Consider the following 16,058-nt stretch of genomic DNA (forward strand, 5'->3'; position numbering starts at 1 on the left):
GACATTCCGCCCGCCTGCGCGGGCTTTTCAGTCTCGGGAGCTGCACCATGGGCAAACGTCATCCCAACCTCATCGCCTGGCAGTGGCAGGGCTACGCCGCCAACCACCGCAACCCGACCAACCTGGCGCTGCACATCATCGCCGTGCCGCTGTTCATCCTCGGCGCCCTGACGCTGCTCAGCGGGCTGTTCAGCCTGAGCCTGTCGGCCATTCTCCTGGGGGTGATCGGCATGGTCGCCTCGCTGGCCATCCAGGGCCGCGGGCACAAGCTCGAGGAGCAGCCGCCCGAGCCCTTCAGCGACCGCCAGGACGCCGTAGGCAGGCTGCTGACCGAGCAGTTCATCACCTTCCCGCGCTTCGTCCTGAGCGGCGCCTGGTGGCGCGCCTGGCGTAATCGCCGGCGCTGAGCCGGCCATAACAGCAGGGCGCGGCATTTCGGCCATTCAAGTACCCGGCAGGTTCGCCGATATAATCGACGAGATTTCGTCACGAGCTGTTGAGATGTCGGCTTTTCGCCATTTTATTGGCACCTTTGCCTGCCTGTTTATTGTCACACCCGCGTACTCGGCCCCGGAATCGGTGGCCGAGCGCTACGTGCTGACGATCACAGTGAAGGACCAGCCGCAGCTCCTGCGCCAGTTCAGCCTGCGCGACCTCGAGGCGCTGCCGCAGACCGAACGTCGCTCCATGCTCCCGGACGAAACCCATGTCTACACCTGGCAGGGCGTGCGCCTGAGCACCCTACTCGACGGCTTCGAGCGCGGCGCGGCCCAACGCCTGCGGATCGAGGCGCTGAACGACTATTCCGCCCTGATTCCGCTGAGCGACCTCGACGCCTTCGACCCGATCCTCGCCTACCGCCGCGATGGCCAGATCATCGGCATTGCCGAGCGCGGCCCGCTGTTCGTCATCTATCCGATGCTCGATCACCCGGAGTTGCGGACCCAGGTCTACTTCAACCGCACCGTCTGGCAGGTCAGCCGCATTACCCTGGAGTGATCGCCGTGCCCCCGCAGCCTCCCAGGCGGCGCTATCGCCGCCTGACCATCATCATCCTCAGCAGCCTGATCGCGGCACTGACCGCCGGTGCCGGCGCGGCGCTGCTGATGGTGCACCAGCACGTTCGCCAACTGGCCCAGCCTGATGCCCACAGCGAGCTGTGGCAGGCCTACCAGTTGCGTGCGGAACTGGGCCGCTCGCTGCACAGTGCCCGCGAGGTGCTCGCCGGCAAAAGCAGCAGCGATGCCCTGGCAACACGCATCGAAGTGCTCGCCAGCCTCCTGCCGCCGCTGCGCAATACGCCCGTCTACGGTTACCTGGTCGAGCCGCGCCCGGAAGTGCAGGCGACCCTGGAGACAATCCAGGGCCTCAGCGATGCCTGGCTCAAGCGCGCGCCCTGGGGCCAGCCAGCCGCGGCGAAACTCGTGGCCGGCGAGATGCTGCGCGAGCTGCCGCCCCTGCTCGAACCCGCGCACGAACTGGTGGTGGTCACCAATATCGCCCTGACCAACTACATGGACGCCGAGCGCCTGGACCTGCAGCGCGCCTTCAACCTGCTGGCCTGGGTGCTCTTCGGCCTGGGCCTGTGCAGCGTACTGCTGGCCTTGCGGGTGATCGCCAACTCGCGGCGCAAGCTCCTGCTCACCCAGCGTCTGCACGATCTCAACCAGTCGCTGGAGCAACGCGTCGAACAGCGCACCCAGGAATTGAGCGAACGCAAGTCGCTACTGCGCTACATCCTCGATACCAGCCCCAGCGACGTGGCGCTGCTCAGCGACGAAGACTCCCGCGCCCACTATGTCAGCCCGCGCCTGTTGCAGCGCACCGGCATCCGCCCGCACGAGCCCTTCACCCTGCATCGGCTGTTCGACGATCCCGACGAGGAAGCACGCTTCCGTCAGTCCCTAGCCGACAACGGTCAGCTGGACAGCTGGGAAACCCGCCTGGCGGGCAATCCACCCTACTGGGCGATTGTCTGGGCACGGAAGATGGAAGTGGATGGCCGGCCCGCCTCACTGGTGTGGAGCTTCGACATCAACCAGCGCAAGACCATGGAGCAGGAGCTGCGCCTGCTGGCCACCACCGATCCGCTGACCGGCCTGCAGAACCGCCACGCCTTCGTCAAGCGCGGCGTCGCCCTGCTCAAGAGCGCGCAGCGCTATGACCGCCAGTGCGCGGCGCTGATGCTGGACATCGATTTCTTCAAGCCGATCAACGACACCCACGGCCACGCTTTCGGCGACGCCGTGCTGCAAGCCGTGGCGAAGGAACTGATGCACGGGCTGCGCGAAGTGGACCTGCTCGGCCGTCTGGGGGGCGAGGAGTTTGCCGCGATCCTTCCGGAAACCGATCTGCAGCAGGCCTTGCAGGTGGCCGAGCGGGTGCGCAACAGCGTGCAGGCGCTGTCCTTCACCAGCGAAGACGGCAAGCGCGTGCGCCTGACCCTGAGCATTGGCGTGGCCGCCCGCCACGCCGGCGAACTGCGTCTGGAAGACCTGCTCGCCCGCGCCGACCGGGCCCTGTACCGGGCCAAGGCCGGCGGGCGCAATCGTACGGAAACCGCGCCCGGCCTCTAGCGCCGCTAACCGAAGATGGTCACCGTCTGCCGACCGATCGCCAGCAACTGGCCATCCGCCGACCAGGTCTGCGCCGCGATATGCCCGTAGCCGTCGCGGGCATGCTCGATGGTTGCCAGGTACTGACACCAACCGTTGGCCGGCATCGACGGCAGTGGCTGGACGAACTCCACGGTCCAGGTCAGCGAACTGGAGGGCGCCGGGGATTTCAGGTGCGGCAGGTTGGCCGGCGGCCAGGCATCAATCAGCGCCAACAGGTGGCTGATCTCCATCGGCTCCTCGCCCACGTCGTCGCCGCGAAAACGCATCCAGCCACCCATGTCGCGCTCGCGGCTGGCCGAGAACGGCATGTGCCCGACTGCCCAGCGCATGGCGATGTTCTGGGTGAAGGCCGGCATCAACTTGCGGATGTAGGGCAACTCCTGGCAGTCCTCGATGGCCTTGAATGCTGGCGGCGGCAGGCCCTCCATCTGCACACTGGATTCACGTCCCACGCCGAAGCTGCCTTGCGCCAGCAGGACCACCTGGCCGTTCTGCACCGCGCGGCAGAATACCTGGCTGACCGACTTGCCCTCCCGCAGCACCTCGGCCTCGAAGCTCACCGGCACTTCCACCTCGATGGGGCCGACGAAAGTGATCGCCAGCGAACGCACCGGTCGTCCGGCCTCGGCCACCGCCGCCATGGCCTCATAGGCCAAAGCCGCTACCAGGCCGCCGAAGCTGGCGCGGCCCTGGGCCCAGGTGGCGGGGATGACGATGGACAGCGGCGCGGCGCGCACCGCCCGGAGCATTTCGCTGAAGGACATGATCGACTTCCTTGGGGCTTCTGGAGAGAGGGAGCTGGCTGCGATCTTAGGGGCACCACCCGCTCCGGCAAACCATCCAAAGCCTTGTCCCGCGCAGGAAATGCCCCGCCATCAACGGGCTCTATGCAGCGCCTTCTGCAGGGCGTCCAGGCTTTCGTCGGCGAGGCGCTCGGCAAGGTCGTGGCGAGCGTTCCAGTGCGGCTGCAGGGGCATCAGGTCGAGTTCGCGCTCGCTGCGGATCAGCCACTGCTCGTAGTCATGCCACTCGCCCAGCGCCGATTGCGCGTCCTTCAGCGGTGTCAGCAGGCGCTGCGGCACGGCGGATTCTTGCGGATAGGCCTCCAGCGAATAACGCACCCGCTTGATCAGCAGGCGCAGGCGATGGCGGTCGTGGCTCGGGTCCTTGAGCGCGTCGCGCAACTTCTGCCATTCCCTGGCTAGGCGCTTCTCCACCTTGCCGTGCAGCCCCTTGAGCACACCGTGGCGCTCGGAGGTACGCCAGAGTTGCGGCCAGCCATCCAGGCGCATCATCAGACGTTCCCACTGTGGGCTGGCGAGCAGCGTGGCATAGCCGGACAGCAGCGCCGGCCGACGCAGCGCCGCGGCGCGCTCGTAGCCTTCGGCCTCGAGCACCGGCAGCAGCACCTCCAGGTCACGCAGCGGCCCGCTGAGCCGCCCCATGTCGCCCAGGGCCTGCTCCAGCTCGTCGATCCCGGGCATGCCGCGCACCGGGTGCAGCAGGCTGCGCAGCCGGCGCACGGCGATGCGCAGATCGTGCAGCGCCTCAGGATCGGATTGGGCCTTCAGGCGGGAAGCGGCGGAGAACAGCGCAACCTCCTGCTCGATCAGATGGCTCACCAGGTAATCGCAGAAGGAAGTCACGGCAGGCTCCACTCCAGTGGGGGAAATATCAGGTTAGCCCTGGCCCGCGGAGCGGCAAGGGGCGTGATGTCACGTCGGTTTTCCGCGCCCTGCTCGCAGCCGCCAGGGCAGCTCCCGGCGCAGCCGTGCCAGGTGCGTGCGCAACTCGGCCGGCGACGCAGCCCTGCCACCGTAGCGCTGCCTCTCGAAGGCCTCCAGATAACCGCGGATCGCTTGCGCGTGGGCCGGCAGGAGCTTGCTGGCGCGCCGGCAGAAGTCCCGCGCACCCTCGCCGGTTTCACGGTGCACACCCAGCGGCGCCAGCATTCGCTCGAAGCGCTGGAAGCTGCGCAACTGCATATCAGCGGTGCGCCGCCAGGGCTTGAACAGCAGCAGCGCCAGCAGGCCCAGCAGCAATCCGCCGCCGCCCACCAGCAGTGCGCCGATCCACTCTCGATCCAGCCCACCGAACCAGCGCCGCAGCAGGTCGCCCTGCTGTTCGCTCTGGTAGCCGAGCACCGAGGCCTGCCAACTGTAGTTGAGGTTGTCCCAGGCGGCGCGCAGCTCGTTGATGATCGAGATATTGCGATAACGCAGCGGCGAAAACGGGTCCTGCTCGAGAAAACTGCCCTCGCTGCTCATGGCCGCCTCCAGCCCCTGCTCGATGCGCTCGGGTGACACCGCGCCGGTGGGGTCGACCCGTGTCCAGCCTGCGCCATCCTGCCAGTACTCGACCCAGGCATGGGCATCGAACTGGCGCACACTCAGGTAGCTGCCAGACGAGCTCACCTCGCCCCCCTGATAGCCGGTAACCACCCGTGCCGGGATGCCAGCCGAGCGCAAGACGAAGGCCATGGCGCCGGCATAGTGCTCGCAGAAGCCGGCGCGCGTATTGAAGAGGAATCCGTCGATGCGCTCCGCTCCGGTATCCGCTGGCCTGAGGGTGTAGCTGAAGGGCTGTTCGCGGAAATACCGCAGCATCGCCTGAACCAGATCATCGGGCTGGGGGTAGCGCTCGTGCAGTTCCTGCGCCCAGGCGCGGGCCTGTGGATTGCCGGTCTTTGGCAGCGACAGGTTCAGCCGCAGCGCGCGGCTGCCATCGGTGGGTTCGAGCAGGGCCTGCGGCCAGGACGTGGCGCGGTACATGAGTGCCTGGCGCACCGGCGTGCGACGCTCCAGGTGGAAATCACTCATCAGCCGTGCGTCGCCCAACGAGCTGCGCGCGACGTCGAGGGCGAACAGCCAGGGGCGGCCGTTGGGCTCCATGATCACCTGGTACTCCACTGCCTCGCCGCGCTCACGCCATTGCGGCGCGACATCACCGCGCTGGAACGCCGTCGTCCAGCGTACGCCGTCGAATCGTTCCAGTGTCAGGGCGCGCCAGTACAGTTGCGAATGCGGCGGCGGCGGCCCCTCGAAACTGGCGCGAAAGGCCAGCGCCGGAGACTGGCTCAGCTCCACCATGTCCCCTGGCGCCATGCTGTCGCTCAGCCCGGTCATGGCCTTATCGCCCGGCAGCGGCAACGACCACAGCGGCCCCATGCGCGGGAACAGCAGGAACATCAGCAGCATCAGTGGCAAGGCTTGCAGCAGCAGAGCGGCAGCCAGGCGCAGGGTCGGCATCGGGCGCGCGGCAAAGCCGCTCTGCTGCAGGCCGATGGCCGAGGCCAGCAGCGCCAGCACCGGCAGCAGACTGAAGGCGGCGGCGAGAATGTCGTCCTGGAACAGGTAACTGGTGGTGACCGCGAAGAACCCCAGCAGGATGAGCACCCAGGCGTCGCGGCGAGTCTTGAGCTCCACCAGCTTCACCACGAAGGCCGCGATCAGCAGCACCACGCCGGCATCCAGGCCAATCAGCGAGCCGCGGGAAAACCAGACGCCCAGCCCTGCCGCCACCACGAGCGCCAGCTTGGCGATGCCGCTGGGGTAGTTGGCGCGCATGCGGAACACCTGGATGCGCCACGTCGCGCAGCCCAACCACAGCGCGACGATCCAGGCCGGCAGGTGTTCCAGGTGCGGAATGATCACCACCGCCTGGGCGACCAGCAGCCAGGTCAGCGCTACCCGGGGAATCGGCTGGGCCGCAGTGCCGGCCAGGCTGCTCATCGCTTCGTCCCGTGCAGCGCCAGGGCGCGCAGGCAGGCATCACGATGGGCCTCATCCAGGCCAACCGGAAGCTGCGCATCCGGCAGACGCAGGCCGAAAGGCTGCTGGCGCAGCGACAGTTGCAGGACCCAGAAACACAGCCGTGACAGACGCCCTTCGGTGTCACCTCCGAGGCTGTCGAAATCCAGCCAGACATTGCGCCCGGCCAGCGCGGAGAAGTCCTTCACCAGCAACCCCTGTCCCCGCGAATAGGCCTTCCAGTGCAGGCGCCGGCGCGAATCGCCGGGCTGGTAGGGGCGCAGCCCCTGATAATCGTCGACGCCGCGACCGCTGGGGCTCACGCCCTCTTCATCGTTATCGGCCGGCGCGGCTTCCAGCGGCAAGTCGCCCGGCTGCGGGTGCGGATAGACCAGCACCGACTGGGCCAGATCCACCCAGCTCCAGGCCACCAGCAGGCCCAGCGGGAAACGGCTTTCCACCCGCAGGCGGCCGGGCCGCAGCCAGCCTCGCCGCTCCGCGCTCAGGCTGAGCAGCAATTCCTCGGCGTGCTCTGCCGCGACATCGGCGAACTGCATGCGCTCCGCCTCCCAGCCCAGGCCGATGGCCTGCCGTGCACGCCCCTCGCCTTCCAGGCGCACGCGGAACGAGGCCTGTTCGCCGACGAACACTGGCGCCGCGCCGAGCGCCGTGAGGCGCAGGCCGCCCAGGTTGCGGTAGGTGTGCAGGATGGCGACGATGAACAGCGACAACAGGAGGAAGGTCAGGCCGTAGGCCAGGCTGTTCTGATAGTTGATTGCCGTGAGCAGCATCAGCAGCAAGGCAACGCCGAAGGCCATGCCCTGCCGGGTCGGGATGATGAAGATGCGGCGCTGATTGAGCTGCAGCGATGGCGACGGCGGTATACGCCGGGCTATCCAGCTCTGCCACAACGGCCTGACCCTGACGAGCATCGCCTACTCCTCAGAGAGCCGGGACTTCACGCAGCAACCACTGCACCAGCGCGCCGCCGCCATGGCCGGCCGGGTCGGCCTGGTCACGCAGGCGGTGGCCGGCCACCGAAGGCAGCACGGCCTGCACATCCTCGGGGATCACATAGTCGCGCCCGGCCAGCAGCGCCCAGGCGCGGGCCGCCGCCAGCAGTGCAAGGCTGCCGCGCGGTGACAGGCCGAGGGCGAAGGCCGGCTGCGTGCGCGTGGCTTCCACCAGGCGCAGCACGTAATCCACCAGGGCGTCGCTGGCGCGCACCGCCAGCACCTCGCCCTGCAGCGCCTGCAGCTCCCGTGGGTCGAGCATCGGCTCCAGGCGTGGCAACAGATCGCGGCGCGCCTCGCCCAGCAGCAGTGCCTTCTCGGCGGCACGGCCGGGGTAGCCCAGGGACAGGCGCATGAGGAAACGGTCGAGCTGGGATTCGGGCAGCGCGAAGGTGCCACCCTGGGTCACCGGGTTCTGCGTGGCGATGACGAAGAACGGCTCGGGCAGCGGGCGGGTCGCCCCCTCGATGGTCACCTGCCCTTCCTCCATGGCCTCGAGCAGCGCGCTCTGGCTCTTCGGCGTGGCGCGGTTGATCTCATCGGCCAGCACCAGTTCGGAGAAGATCGGCCCGGGATGGAAGACGAACTGCCCGGTGTCCTTGTCGAACACCGAGGTGCCCAGCACGTCGCCGGGCAACAGGTCGGAGGTGAACTGGATTCGCTGGAAGCCCAGGCCCAGCACCCGCGCCAGGGCGTGGCTGAGGGTGGTCTTGCCCATGCCGGGCAAGTCTTCGATGAGCAGGTGACCGCGGGCGAGCAGGCAGGTCAGCGCCAGCCTTACCTGAACCTCCTTGCCGAGCAGGACTTCATCAACTGCCTTCAGACAATTCTCCAGCTTGGCGCGCATCCCGACCTCACAATCTAGGAAAACTCCGATCCTACTGGTCCACGACAGAGCATCAAAGGCTTCGACACATTTAGTCCGGAAACTGTGATGTAGAGCTGTGATCCAGAGCGCCTCAGCGCCCCAGCAGACGTTCCGCCAGCCAACTTGCGGCGGGCCCCAGCCGGCGCTGTCGCGACCAGATCACGTCCACCGCCACTCGCCGCGGCCAGCCGGCGACCTTCAGCTCCTGCATACGCCCACTGGCGAAGCGTCCTACCATCCAGCTGGGCAATTCGATCCAGCCGAAGCCTAATACCGCCATGTCCAGCAACAACAGGTAGTTTGGCGCGCTCCAGCAGCGGCCGCCGAGCAGCGGCGCGGCGTCGTCAAGGTAGGTGTTCAGGCGTAGCGCCCGGTAGGCCAGCAGGTCCTCGCGTTCGATTCGCTCGCGGCTGGCCAGCGGATGGTTGCGGCTGACGAAGAGGCCGAACTCGGCCTGCTCGCTCAGGGTCGCCGAACCGATGTCCGGCGCGTACTCCGCCTGCGCTGCCAGCAGGCCGAGGCTGGCCCGGCCCTGAACGACCAGGTCGAGTACGTCGCTGTCTTCGGCGATCAGCCATTCGAACTCCAGGTCCGGATAACGCGCATCGATCTCCGCCAGTCGCGCCTCGAATTCGGCCGACTGATAGGTGTCCGACATCGCCAGGGTCACCCGCGACTCCAGCCCACCGACCAACTGGTGGGCGAGTTGACCGAGGCGATCATTGGCCATCAGCACTTCCTCCACCCGTCCGAGCAGCGCATGACCGGCCTCGGTGAGCTGTGGCTGGCGGCTGCTGCGGTCGAACAGGGTCAGCCCGAAGTCGATCTCCAGACGGGCGATAGCCTCGCTGACGGTGGACTGGCTCTTGCCCAGCTTGCGCGCGGCGGCGCTGAACGAGCCCAGGCAGGCGGCCTCGGCGAAGGCCTGCAGGGATTCTGGGGAATATTGCATCATGGCGCCCTCTTCCATCGGTTAAGCCGATGGTATCCAACTTATATCCAGCCGGTCGACCGATGATAATGGCGCCGGACCGACGGAGTCGGCCTTCTCGTGAATTGAGAGCTGCATGCCTGGAGATACCCCATGACACCCACTAAAACCCTGAAAGAGCGGATGTTCCACGCCGGCCTTTTCGAACTGCTGGCGGTCGTCATCTGCGCACCGACCCTGGCCTGGCTGATGGACAAACCGCTGGGCCACATGGGCGCCATGACCCTGATGTTCTCGGCCATCGCCACCGTGTGGAACATGCTGTTCAACGCCGCCTTCGACCGCGCGCAGAACCGCATGGGCTTCAGCCGCACCCTGTCGGTGCGGGTGCTGCACGCCTCGCTGTTCGAGCTGGGCCTGATCATCCTGCTGGTGCCGCTGGCCGCCTGGTGGCTGTCGGTGAGCCTGCTGGAGGCCTTCATCCTCGACATCGGCCTGGTGCTGTTCTTCCTGCCCTACGCGCTGGTGTTCAACTGGGTGTACGACGTGCTGCGCGAGCGCTGGTTCGGCCGGGCGACGTCAACCGCTCAAGTCCACGGCTGAGCCCTGTAGGAGCGAGCTTGCTCGCGAACCGCCCAGCTCATTCGCTGCCGGGGAATCTGTTCGCGAGCAAGCTCGCTCCTACGAAAAGCAGCAATGAAAAAGCCCGCATCGCTGCGGGCTTTTTCATGTCCGAAAGAGCGCGATCAGGCCAGGCTGGCGGCGATCTCGGCGAGTGCCTTGGCCGGGTCGGCGGCCTGGCTGATCGGGCGGCCGATCACCAGGTAGTCGGAGCCATTGTCCAGCGCCTGGCGCGGGGTGAGGATGCGCCGCTGGTCGTCCTGGGCGCTGCCGGCCGGGCGGATGCCGGGGGTGACCAGTTGCAGCGCCGGATGCGCAGCTTTCAGCGCCGGCGCTTCCTGGGCGGAGCAGACCAGGCCGTCCATGCCGGCCTTCTGAGCCAGGGCCGCCAGCCGCAGCACCTGCTCCTGGGGCTCGACGTCCAGGCCGATTCCGGCCAGGTCCTCGCGCTCCATGCTGGTCAGCACGGTCACGCCGATCAGCAGCGGCGACGGGCCATTGAAGGCGTCCAGGGTCTCGCGGCAGGCACTCATCATGCGCAGGCCGCCGGAGCAATGCACGTTGACCATCCACACGCCCATCTCGGCGGCGGCGCGCACGGCCATCGCGGTGGTGTTGGGGATGTCGTGGAATTTCAGGTCGAGGAAGACTTCGAAGCCGCGGCTGTTCAGGGTCTCGACGATACCGGCGGCGCAGCTGGTGAACAGTTCCTTGCCCACCTTCACCCGGCACAGCGTCGGATCGAGCTGGTCAGCCAGCGCCAGCGCGGCTTCGCGGGTGGGGAAATCCAGGGCGACGATGATCGGGGTCTGGCAGGCGGACATGGGCTCTCTCGCGGGTATCGAAAAAATCGGCGCGCATTGTCGCAGAAACGCGCCGACTTCCGTAGCCCGCCCGGCAGGAATGCTGCGTCGCCGACGGCGATCATGCACTCAGCCGCTCGCGCAGACGGCCGAGCATGCCCAGCAGGCTGCCCACTTTTTCCCGCTCACGATCCTCGCGCGGCACCTCGGCGATGCGCGCGACGTTCTGCTCGGGCTGCGCGCGCCAGAGCAGCGCCTGCTCGGCGGCGGCCTTCAGGCCCTTCTCGAACAGGCCGCGGCGGATCGGCTTGGGCAGGTAGCGGAAGATCTGCGCCTGGTTGATCAGCGCCAGCAGGTCCTGGGTGTCGCGGAACGGCGTGACGACGATGCTCAGCAGGCGCGGATGAGCCTGGGCCAGGGACTTGAGCAGCGGCGCGGTGTCCTCGCCGGCGAGCTTCAGGTCGCTGACCAGGATGTCGATGGGTTCGCTGTTCAGTCGCACGATGGCCTCGGCCAGGTTGCGCGCGCGGTGCAACTGGTGGGTGCCGGCGCTGCAGAACTCGCCGACACAGGCCAGGGTCTCGGCGTCCTCGTCCAGCAGCAGCACGTTGAGTGGCGCAACGACGCGGCTGATCGCCTTGGTATCGATGGGCTCGGCCGGCGCCTGGCGCTGGGTGATCTCGGCCGCCTGGCGCAGAGTGAAGGCCATTTCCTGCGGGTCCCAGGGCTTGGTCAGGTAGCGGAAGATGCCGCCGCTGTTGAGCGCATCCACCGCGGCGTCGAGGTCCGAATAACCAGTCAGGAGGATGCGCAGGGTGTCCGGGGCGATCTCCTGGGCCTGGGCTAGCAACTCGGCACCGGTCATCTGCGGCATGCGCTGGTCGCTGACGAGAATATCGATACGCTCCTCGCGCAGGCGCTGCAGAGCCTTGTGCGGATCGGTTTCCACCAGCACGTCATAGTGACGGCGGAACTGCATCGCGAGGCTGCGCAGGATGCGTTCCTCGTCGTCGACGAAGAGGATGCGGACAGGCTGCTGGCTCATGTTCAGGCGCTCCGTTTCAGTTCGCTGGCCTGCACGAGTGGCAGGCTGATGAGGAATCGCGTGCCGCGCCCCGGTTCGGACGCCACGCGGATACGGCCGCCGTGGTCCTGGACGATCTTGTAGCTGATCGACAGGCCCAGGCCCGTGCCCTGCCCCACCGGCTTGGTGGTGAAGAAGGGGTCGAAGATGCGCGCACGCACCTCCTCGTCCATGCCCTTGCCGTTGTCCTGCACCGAGAGGTGCACGTGGGTTTCGTCCGCCCAGGATTTCACCTGGATCAGGCCAAATTTCTCCATGGCCTGGGCGGCGTTGGTCAGCAGGTTGAGCAGCACCTGGTTGATCTGGCTGGCGGCGCAGGCGACCTTGGGCAGCGCGCCCAGCTGGGTGGCGACCTCGGCCTTTTCCTTGATGCTGTTGCGGGCGATCAGCAGTGCGCTGCGCACGCAGTCGTTGAGGTCGACTTCTTCACTGCGGGCGCGGTCCAGGCGGGCGAAGTCCTTCAGGCCGCCGACCAGCTCGCCGATCTGCGCCAAGCCGAAATCGGTGTCGCCGAACAGCTGGTCGAGGTCGCCCACCAGTTGCTCCAGCGCGGCTTCTTCGCGTGCCTGTTCGAAGGCTGAGCGGGCGCGAGCCAGTTGCTCGGAGTCGCAGGCCGGGTCGTCCAGGCATTCGTTGAACAGGGTCTGCGCTTCGGTAAGGCCGAGCAGTGGCACCAGCAGTTCGCGCAGCAGCGCGACGTTATTCTTCACATAGCCCAGCGGGGTGTTCAGCTCGTGGGCGACGCCGGCGACCATCTGCCCGAGGGAGGCCATCTTCTCCGACTGCACCAACTGCGCCTGGGACTCGCGCAGGTCCTGCAGCGTCTTGTTGAGCACGCGGTTGCGCTGGGCGACGCGCTGCTCCATGGCTTTCAGCAGATCGAGCACCGTGCCCAGGCCGAGGTAACGTCCCTGCTCGTCCACCAGGATGAAGTCCTCGGTGATCGGATAACTCAGTTGGGCGGTTACCTGTTGCGAGGCCTCCTCGAGGCTCAGGTCGGCGCGCACCTTCAATGGCTGCGCATTCATCACATCGCTGGCCGGACGGCGGCCCCAGAGGTCGCGGCCGAAGCGCTGCATGAAGATGTCCTGCAGGCCATTGCGACTGACCAGCCCCAGCGGCAGCCCGGCGGCATCCACCACCGGCAGTGAGAGGAAGGCGCGGTGCTCGGCATCGAGGAAGCGATCGGCAACATCGCTGATGCTCAGTTCCGGTGCCAAGGGCGCTACCTGGCGCAACAGCTCGTGCAGGGCGCGGGTGGTCATCGGCGAATCTCCGGTCGCTGGAATGGGCGCCAGTAGACCAGCGGCAGATTGCCATCCTGTGACAGCCGTCGCGGCTCCGCGAAGCGTCACGCCGCGGTCATCGCCGTGCAACAAGCGCCGCGACGCGCACCTGAACGAATCGCTGCGCCCCCAATCGAGGCACGCCATGTGCCGCGAATGTTCACGAAACGACGCGAGACCTCGCTTTGCGACCTGATCTCCGGGCATGGCACGGCCACTGCACGAATCAGCGGGTCGTGTTTTTCATCCTCGTTCGGACTTTCTCTTCTCTGACTTTCTCTTCAGGAGACGTCGCATGAGCACGCAACTCAAACCCACCCTCGGCACCCTGCACCTGTGGGGCATCGCCGTGGGCCTGGTGATTTCCGGTGAGTACTTCGGCTGGAGCTACGGCTGGGGCGTGGCCGGCACCCTCGGCTTCCTGGTCACCACGCTGCTGGTGGCGACCATGTACACCTGTTTCATCTTCAGTTTCACCGAACTGACCACCGCCATTCCCCATGCCGGCGGGCCCTTCGCCTACAGCCGCCGTGCCTTTGGCGAAAAAGGCGGGCTGGTGGCAGGCCTCGCCACGCTGATCGAGTTCGTCTTCGCCCCGCCGGCCATCGCCATGGCCATCGGCGCCTACCTCAACGTGCAGTTCCCCTCGCTCGATCCGAAGCACGCGGCGGTTGGCGCGTACCTGATCTTCATGACCCTGAATATCCTCGGGGTCAGCATCGCGGCGACCTTCGAGCTGATCGTCACCATCCTCGCAGTGGGCGAACTGCTAGTGTTCATGGGCGTGGTCGCGCCGGGCTTCAGCTTCAGCAACTTCGTGCTCAATGGCTGGGCCGGCTCCGACAGCTTCGGCGGCGCAGCGATCAGCGGCATCTTCGCGGCGATTCCCTTTGCCATCTGGTTCTTCCTCGCCATCGAGGGCGCGGCCATGGCTGCCGAGGAAGCCAAGGACCCGAAGCGCACGATTCCCAAGGCCTACGTCAGCGGCATCCTCACCCTGGTGGTGCTGGCCATCGGCGTGATGCTGTTTGCCGGCGGCGCCGGCGACTGGAAGGCGCTGTCGGGGATCAACGACCCGCTGCCGCAGGCGATGAAGATGGTGGTCGGCGAGAACTCCGGCTGGCTGCACATGCTGGTGTGGATCGGCCTGTTCGGCCTGGTCGCCAGCTTCCACGGCATCATCCTCGGTTACTCGCGACAGTTCTTCGCCCTCGCCCGCGCCGGCTACCTGCCGCGCGGCCTGGCCAGGCTGTCGCGCTTCCAGACCCCGCACCGGGCGATCATCGCCGGCGGCCTGGTGGGCATCGCGGCGATCTACAGCGACGGCCTGATCGCCCTGCAGGGCATGAGCCTGACCGCGGCGATGATCACCATGAGCGTGTTCGGCGCCATCGTCATGTACATCATGAGCATGCTCAGCCTGTTCAAGCTGCGCCGCAGCGAACCAAATCTGGAACGCAGCTTCCGCGCGCCGGGCTTCCCGGTGGTGCCGGGCATCGCCCTGGCGCTGGCGGTGCTGTGCCTGGCGGCGATGGTCTGGTTCAACCTGCAGATCGCCGGCATCTTCCTGGCCTTCATGGCGGCGGGCTTCGTCTACTTCCAGCTCACCGCCGCCCATCGCGCCAGCGCCCCGGCGGACGCTATGCTGACGGGAGCCTGATCGCCATCCGCGCCCTGCCCCCTGGGCCGGGCGCGGAACAACCGGAACGTTCGCATGACCTACCAGACCACTGTCGGTAGCCTGACCTACCGCTTCGCCGACCTGAAGACGCTGCTCGCCAAGGCCAGCCCGGCGCGCTCCGGCGACTCGCTGGCGGGCCTTGCCGCGGACAGCTACGAAGAACGCATGGCGGCGAAGATCGCCCTCGCCGAGGTGCCGCTCAAACGCTTCCTCGATGAAGCGCTGATCCCCTACGAAGCCGACGAAGTCACCCGGCTGATCATCGACAGCCACGATGCCGCCTTCGCACCGATCAGCCATCTCACCGTCGGCGACTTCCGCGACTGGCTGCTGCTGGACAGCACCGACAGCGCCACGCTGACCGCCACGGCGCGCGGTATCACGCCGGAGATGGCCGCCGCGGTAAGCAAGCTGATGCGCAACCAGGACCTGATCCTGGCGGCGAAGAAGTGCCGCGTGGTCACCCGCTTCCGCAATACCATCGGCCTGCCCGGCCACCTTTCGGTGCGCCTGCAGCCCAACCACCCCACGGACGACGTGCGCGGCATCGCCGCCAGCATGCTCGACGGCCTGCTCTACGGCTCCGGCGATGCGGTGGTGGGCATCAACCCGGCGAGCGACTCGCCAGCCACCCTGATGCAGCTGTGGCGAATGATGGACGAGTTGCGCCAGCGCTTCGAGATTCCCCTGCAGAGCTGCGTGCTCACCCACGTCACCTCGCAGATCCAGGCCATCGAGGCCGGCGCGCCGATCGACCTGGTGTTCCAGTCCATCGCCGGCACGCAGACGACCAACGACAGCTTCGGCATCAACCTCGCCCTGCTGCGCGAGGCCCACGAGGCGGCGCTGTCGCTCAAGCGCGGCACGCTGGGCGACAACGTCATGTACTTCGAGACCGGCCAGGGCAGCGCGCTGTCCGCCGGCGGCCACCATGGCGTCGACCAGCAGACCTGCGAGGCCCGCGCCTATGCCGTGGCCCGCGAGTTCCGCCCGCTGCTGACCAACACCGTGGTCGGCTTCATCGGTCCGGAATACCTCTACGACGGCAAGCAGATCATCCGCGCGGGGCTGGAGGATCACTTCTGCGCCAAGCTGCTGGGCGTGCCCATGGGCTGCGACGTCTGCTACACCAACCACGCCGAGGCCGACCAGGACGACATGGACAACCTGCTGACCCTGCTCGGCGCGGCGGGCGTCACCTTCATCATGGGCATCCCCGGCGCCGACGACATCATGCTCAACTACCAGAGCACCTCCTTCCACGACGCCCTCTACCTGCGCAGCACCCTGGGCCTGCAGCGTGCGCCGGAGTTCGACGCCTGGCTGGTGAAAATGGCGATTACCGAAGCCTCCGGCCAGTTGCGGCCAATCGGCCGCGGCCACGACCTGCTACGGGCCTTCTGA

The 16,058-nt window shown here is 67.1% G+C and carries 15 protein-coding genes; 6 read left to right on the top strand and 9 right to left on the bottom strand.

Translation table 11 applies throughout. The annotated features are described in order from the left end of the window. The first annotated feature begins 47 nt into the window (after positions 1 to 47). From N5C91_RS18995 to N5C91_RS19005, 3 genes are all read left to right on the top strand, one after another. A complete protein-coding gene (locus tag N5C91_RS18995; protein WP_236198663.1) occupies positions 48 to 407 on the top strand; it encodes an Mpo1-like protein in 360 nt (119 codons plus the stop codon). Positions 408 to 594: 187 nt separating this feature from the next. Next, the gene (locus N5C91_RS19000) at positions 595 to 999 is read left to right on the top strand and encodes an oxidoreductase (RefSeq protein WP_279831212.1); all 405 of its coding nucleotides are present in this window, start codon (positions 595 to 597) and stop codon (positions 997 to 999) included. 5 nt (positions 1,000 to 1,004) lie between these two features. Continuing rightward, the gene (locus tag N5C91_RS19005) at positions 1,005 to 2,576 is read left to right on the top strand and encodes a GGDEF domain-containing protein (RefSeq protein ID WP_279831213.1); all 1,572 of its coding nucleotides are present in this window, start codon (positions 1,005 to 1,007) and stop codon (positions 2,574 to 2,576) included. A 5-nt stretch (positions 2,577 to 2,581) separates the two neighbouring features. On the opposite strand, the gene N5C91_RS19010 is transcribed toward N5C91_RS19005, so the two are convergent. The 6 genes from N5C91_RS19010 to N5C91_RS19035 form a co-directional block, all read right to left on the bottom strand. After that, positions 2,582 to 3,382 carry an acyl-CoA thioesterase domain-containing protein gene (locus N5C91_RS19010; RefSeq protein ID WP_279831214.1) on the bottom strand — a complete coding sequence of 267 codons (801 nt, stop codon included), beginning with the start codon at positions 3,380 to 3,382 and terminating at the stop codon, positions 2,582 to 2,584. A gap of 111 nt (positions 3,383 to 3,493) precedes the next feature. Then, the gene (locus N5C91_RS19015; RefSeq protein ID WP_279831215.1) at positions 3,494 to 4,264 is read right to left on the bottom strand and encodes a CHAD domain-containing protein; all 771 of its coding nucleotides are present in this window, start codon (positions 4,262 to 4,264) and stop codon (positions 3,494 to 3,496) included. A 69-nt stretch (positions 4,265 to 4,333) separates the two neighbouring features. Then, the gene (locus tag N5C91_RS19020) at positions 4,334 to 6,349 is read right to left on the bottom strand and encodes a DUF3488 and transglutaminase-like domain-containing protein (protein WP_279831216.1); all 2,016 of its coding nucleotides are present in this window, start codon (positions 6,347 to 6,349) and stop codon (positions 4,334 to 4,336) included. After that, entirely contained in the window at positions 6,346 to 7,299 is a 954-nt protein-coding gene (locus tag N5C91_RS19025) for a DUF58 domain-containing protein (RefSeq protein WP_279831218.1), read from the bottom strand. The genes N5C91_RS19020 and N5C91_RS19025 overlap by 4 nt, the downstream gene beginning before the upstream one ends. Before the next feature lie 10 nt (positions 7,300 to 7,309). Next, positions 7,310 to 8,227 carry an AAA family ATPase gene (locus N5C91_RS19030; RefSeq protein ID WP_279831220.1) on the bottom strand — a complete coding sequence of 306 codons (918 nt, stop codon included), beginning with the start codon at positions 8,225 to 8,227 and terminating at the stop codon, positions 7,310 to 7,312. A 112-nt stretch (positions 8,228 to 8,339) separates the two neighbouring features. Further along, entirely contained in the window at positions 8,340 to 9,200 is an 861-nt protein-coding gene (locus N5C91_RS19035) for a LysR family transcriptional regulator (RefSeq protein ID WP_279831286.1), read from the bottom strand. A 132-nt stretch (positions 9,201 to 9,332) separates the two neighbouring features. Here N5C91_RS19035 and N5C91_RS19040 point away from each other — a divergent pair, with 132 nt between their 5' ends. Next, the gene (locus tag N5C91_RS19040) at positions 9,333 to 9,782 is read left to right on the top strand and encodes a multidrug/biocide efflux PACE transporter (protein ID WP_279831223.1); all 450 of its coding nucleotides are present in this window, start codon (positions 9,333 to 9,335) and stop codon (positions 9,780 to 9,782) included. 143 nt (positions 9,783 to 9,925) lie between these two features. Here the strand turns inward: N5C91_RS19040 and pyrF are convergent, their stop codons facing one another. From pyrF to N5C91_RS19055, 3 genes are all read right to left on the bottom strand, one after another. Continuing rightward, positions 9,926 to 10,624, bottom strand: a complete 699-nt coding sequence (pyrF, locus tag N5C91_RS19045; protein WP_279831226.1) for an orotidine-5'-phosphate decarboxylase — start codon at positions 10,622 to 10,624, stop codon at positions 9,926 to 9,928. Positions 10,625 to 10,724: 100 nt separating this feature from the next. Further along, positions 10,725 to 11,648, bottom strand: a complete 924-nt coding sequence (locus N5C91_RS19050) for a response regulator (RefSeq protein ID WP_279831228.1) — start codon at positions 11,646 to 11,648, stop codon at positions 10,725 to 10,727. Between the two features lie 2 nt (positions 11,649 to 11,650). Further along, positions 11,651 to 12,952: an ATP-binding protein gene (locus N5C91_RS19055; RefSeq protein ID WP_279831231.1), complete on the bottom strand. Its 1,302-nt coding sequence runs from the start codon at positions 12,950 to 12,952 to the stop codon at positions 11,651 to 11,653. Positions 12,953 to 13,268: 316 nt separating this feature from the next. Between N5C91_RS19055 and eat the strand changes: the two genes are divergently transcribed. Both eat and N5C91_RS19065 read left to right on the top strand, forming a co-directional pair. Further along, positions 13,269 to 14,633: an ethanolamine permease gene (gene eat / locus N5C91_RS19060; protein ID WP_236198652.1), complete on the top strand. Its 1,365-nt coding sequence runs from the start codon at positions 13,269 to 13,271 to the stop codon at positions 14,631 to 14,633. Between the two features lie 54 nt (positions 14,634 to 14,687). Further along, complete coding sequence (locus N5C91_RS19065; protein ID WP_279831234.1) at positions 14,688 to 16,058, top strand: ethanolamine ammonia-lyase subunit EutB; 1,371 nt, start codon at positions 14,688 to 14,690, stop codon at positions 16,056 to 16,058.

Source organism: Pseudomonas sp. GD03903, assembly GCF_029840045.1.
Taxonomy (GTDB): Bacteria; Pseudomonadota; Gammaproteobacteria; order Pseudomonadales; family Pseudomonadaceae; genus Pseudomonas; species Pseudomonas pseudonitroreducens.

What these genes read in the sequence shown, in the direction of transcription:
- N5C91_RS18995 (WP_236198663.1), top strand. Translation starts at nt 48, where the DNA reads ATGGGCAAACGTCATCCCAACCTCATCGCCTGGCAGTGGCAGGGCTAC.
- N5C91_RS19010 (WP_279831214.1), bottom strand. Translation starts at nt 3,382, where the DNA reads ATGTCCTTCAGCGAAATGCTCCGGGCGGTGCGCGCCGCGCCGCTGTCC.
- N5C91_RS19020 (WP_279831216.1), bottom strand. Translation starts at nt 6,349, where the DNA reads ATGAGCAGCCTGGCCGGCACTGCGGCCCAGCCGATTCCCCGGGTAGCG.
- N5C91_RS19025 (WP_279831218.1), bottom strand. Translation starts at nt 7,299, where the DNA reads ATGCTCGTCAGGGTCAGGCCGTTGTGGCAGAGCTGGATAGCCCGGCGT.
- N5C91_RS19030 (WP_279831220.1), bottom strand. Translation starts at nt 8,227, where the DNA reads ATGCGCGCCAAGCTGGAGAATTGTCTGAAGGCAGTTGATGAAGTCCTG.
- N5C91_RS19035 (WP_279831286.1), bottom strand. Translation starts at nt 9,200, where the DNA reads ATGCAATATTCCCCAGAATCCCTGCAGGCCTTCGCCGAGGCCGCCTGC.
- N5C91_RS19040 (WP_279831223.1), top strand. Translation starts at nt 9,333, where the DNA reads ATGACACCCACTAAAACCCTGAAAGAGCGGATGTTCCACGCCGGCCTT.
- pyrF (WP_279831226.1), bottom strand. Translation starts at nt 10,624, where the DNA reads ATGTCCGCCTGCCAGACCCCGATCATCGTCGCCCTGGATTTCCCCACC.
- N5C91_RS19050 (WP_279831228.1), bottom strand. Translation starts at nt 11,648, where the DNA reads ATGAGCCAGCAGCCTGTCCGCATCCTCTTCGTCGACGACGAGGAACGC.
- N5C91_RS19055 (WP_279831231.1), bottom strand. Translation starts at nt 12,952, where the DNA reads ATGACCACCCGCGCCCTGCACGAGCTGTTGCGCCAGGTAGCGCCCTTG.
- eat (WP_236198652.1), top strand. Translation starts at nt 13,269, where the DNA reads ATGAGCACGCAACTCAAACCCACCCTCGGCACCCTGCACCTGTGGGGC.
- N5C91_RS19065 (WP_279831234.1), top strand. Translation starts at nt 14,688, where the DNA reads ATGACCTACCAGACCACTGTCGGTAGCCTGACCTACCGCTTCGCCGAC.